General features: G+C 60.4%; 3 protein-coding genes. All 3 read right to left on the bottom strand.

The annotated features are described in order from the left end of the window. Positions 1-29: 29 nt before the first annotated feature. Positions 30-1,811 carry an NADH-quinone oxidoreductase subunit C/D gene (gene nuoC, locus ACQKQA_RS30015; RefSeq protein ID WP_427564764.1) on the bottom strand — a complete coding sequence of 594 codons (1,782 nt, stop codon included), beginning with the start codon at positions 1,809-1,811 and terminating at the stop codon, positions 30-32. Between the two features lie 72 nt (positions 1,812-1,883). Further along, positions 1,884-2,558, bottom strand: a complete 675-nt coding sequence (locus ACQKQA_RS30010; protein ID WP_427564763.1) for a NuoB/complex I 20 kDa subunit family protein — start codon at positions 2,556-2,558, stop codon at positions 1,884-1,886. Positions 2,559-2,568: 10 nt separating this feature from the next. Continuing rightward, positions 2,569-2,930, bottom strand: a 362-nt coding sequence (ndhC, locus tag ACQKQA_RS30005) for an NADH-quinone oxidoreductase subunit A (protein WP_427564762.1), incomplete at its 5' end; no start/stop codon positions are given.

The following is a 2,930-nucleotide window of genomic DNA, read 5'->3' as shown; positions in this document are numbered from 1 at the left end:
GTCTGTCTGGATAAGCGTGCTGTTCATGCTTAGCGGTCCACGTCGGCCATAACGAAGTCGATACTACCCAGGTACGCAATCAAGTCCGCGACCATGCTGCCGCGGATCACCGAAGGGATCTGCTGCAGGTGGGCGTAGCTTGGGGTACGGATCCGGGTGCGGTAGCTCATGGTGCCGCCATCGCTCGTCAGGTAATAACTGTTGATGCCCTTGGTCGCTTCGATCATCTGGAAGGATTCGTTGGCCGGCATGACCGGGCCCCACGAAACTTGCAGGAAGTGCGTGATCAGGGTTTCGATGTGCTGCAGCGTGCGCTCTTTCGGCGGCGGCGTGGTCAGCGGGTGATCCGCCTTGTACGGGCCTTCCGGCATGTTGCGCAGGCACTGGTCGATGATCTTGATGCTCTGGCGCATCTCTTCGACGCGGACCATGCAGCGGTCGTAGGCATCGCCATTGGCCGCCAGCGGCACTTCGAACTCGAAGTTCTCGTAGCCGGAGTAGGGGCGGGCTTTGCGCAGGTCGAAATCGCAACCGGTGGAACGCAGGCCGGCACCGGTGACACCCCATTCCAGGGCTTGCTTGGTGTTGTAGGCGGCGACGCCGATGGTGCGACCCTTGAGGATGCTGTTCTGCAGGGCGGCCTTGGTGTACTCGTCGAGGCGCTTGGGCAGCCATTCGACGAAGTCCTTGACCAGCTTGTCCCAGCCGCGCGGCAGGTCGTGGGCGACGCCACCGATGCGGTACCAGGCCGGGTGCAGGCGAAAGCCCGTGATGGCTTCGATCACGGTGTAGGCGCGCTGACGGTCGGTGAAGGTGAAGAACACCGGGGTCATGGCGCCGACGTCCTGGATGTAGGTACCCAGGAACAGCAGGTGGCTGGTGATCCGGAAGAACTCGGCCAGCATGATGCGGATGACGTCGACCTTCTCCGGCACCTGGATCCCGGCCAGTTTCTCGACCGCGAGCACGTACGGCAGGTTGTTCATCACGCCGCCGAGGTAGTCGATACGGTCGGTGTACGGGATGAAGCTGTGCCAGGACTGGCGCTCGGCCATCTTCTCGGCGCCACGGTGGTGGTAGCCGATGTCCGGTACGCAGTCGACGATTTCTTCGCCGTCCAGTTGCAGGATGATACGGAAGGCACCGTGGGCCGAAGGGTGGTTCGGGCCCAGGTTGAGGAACATGTAGTCCTCGTTGGCGCCGGAACGCTTCATGCCCCAGTCTTCCGGCTTGAAGCGTGCGGCTTCTTCTTCCAACTGCTGCTTGGCCAGGTTCAGGCTGAACGGATCGAATTCGGTGGCGCGCGCCGGGAAGTCCTTGCGCAGCGGGTGACCTTCCCAGGTCGGCGGCATCATGATGCGCGACAGGTGCGGGTGGCCGGCGAAGTCGATGCCGAACATGTCCCAGACTTCACGCTCGTACCAGTTGGCGTTCGGCCAGATACCGGTCACGGTCGGCAAGCTGAGGTCGCTCTCGGACAAGGCGACCTTGATCATTACGTCACTATTACGCTCGATCGACAGCAGGTGGTAGAACACGCTGAAGTCGGCGCCTGGCAGCCCTTGACGCTTGGTGCGCAGACGCTCGTCCACGCCGTGCAGGTCATAGAGCATGACGTACGGCTTGGGCAGGTTGCGCAGGAAGGTCAGGACTTCGACGAGTTTGGCACGGGTAACCCACAGCACCGGCATGCCGGTGCGGGTGGCCTGGGCGGTGAACGCCTCAGGGCCAAAACGGTTATTGAGTTCGACGACCACATCCTGGTCGTCTGCCTTATAAGGCGGGATGTACAGAGCACTGCCTGTAGTCATGGTTTTTTATCGCTTTCGGTCAACGTAAAGAATGAAGCCAGTTTTTCGTTCTTTGGTAAGAAACGCTCTGGATCAGACTTCGTCGGGGCTGCGCAGGTTGGTTACCTGAATACGCTGTTCGCGGCGCGCTTCCTTTTGCGACGGCATTTCGGCGCGATACACGCCTTGGTCGCCGACGACCCAGGAAAGTGGGCGACGCTCCTGGCCAATCGACTCCTGCAAGAGCATCAGACCTTGCAGAAAAGCTTCAGGGCGGGGCGGGCAGCCAGGCACGTAGACGTCCACGGGCAGGAACTTGTCCACCCCCTGAACGACGGAATAGATGTCGTACATGCCACCGGAGTTGGCGCACGAACCCATGGAGATAACCCACTTCGGCTCGAGCATTTGCTCGTAGAGACGCTGAATGATCGGCGCCATCTTGATGAAGCAGGTTCCGGCAATAACCATGAAATCCGCCTGGCGCGGTGATGCCCGGATAACTTCGGCGCCGAAGCGCGCGATGTCGTGGGGCGCCGTGAAGGCGGTGGTCATTTCCACGTAGCAGCAGGACAGGCCGAAGTTGTACGGCCACAGGGAGTTCTTGCGACCCCAGTTGACCGCGCCGCTCAGCACGTCTTCCAGCTTGCCCATGAAGATGTTTTTGTGGACTTGATCCTCTAACGGATCGGAGACGGTTTCCCGTTCTCCGATCGGGTACTGCTCGTTAGGAGCATCAGGGTCGATCCGGGTGAGATTGTATTGCATTGCCAAAGCCTCATTGTTTTAGCTTCGCCTGCCGCTTACGACGACCTACCGGAGCCCAATCAAGAGCCCCCACTCGCCAAAGGTAGACAAGACCTGCCAACAGAATTGCTATGAAAACGAGAGCTTCGACGAATCCGGTCCAGCCGCTTTCGCGGACGGACACAGACCAGGCAAAGAGAAAGAGGGCTTCGATATCGAAGATCACGAAGAGCATCGCGACCAGATAGAATTTGGCTGAGAGCCGCAAGCGGGCGCCACCGGTAGGTAGCATGCCGGACTCGCCAACCTGGCCGGCGCTGTCGCGGCCGATGCCTCGGCGCTGTATGCCCGCAACCTGCTGGACTTCCTGAAGCTTGTCTTCACCAAGGAAGG

It is taken from the genome of Pseudomonas sp. NPDC089530 (assembly GCF_050280705.1).
Classification (GTDB): Bacteria; Pseudomonadota; Gammaproteobacteria; order Pseudomonadales; family Pseudomonadaceae; genus Aquipseudomonas.
This window is presented reverse-complemented; position numbering and strand designations above follow the sequence as displayed.

Coding starts and splice junctions, on each gene's coding strand:
- nuoC (WP_427564764.1), bottom strand. CDS start 1,811: ATGACTACAGGCAGTGCTCTGTACATCCCGCCTTATAAGGCAGACGAC.
- ACQKQA_RS30010 (WP_427564763.1), bottom strand. CDS start 2,558: ATGCAATACAATCTCACCCGGATCGACCCTGATGCTCCTAACGAGCAG.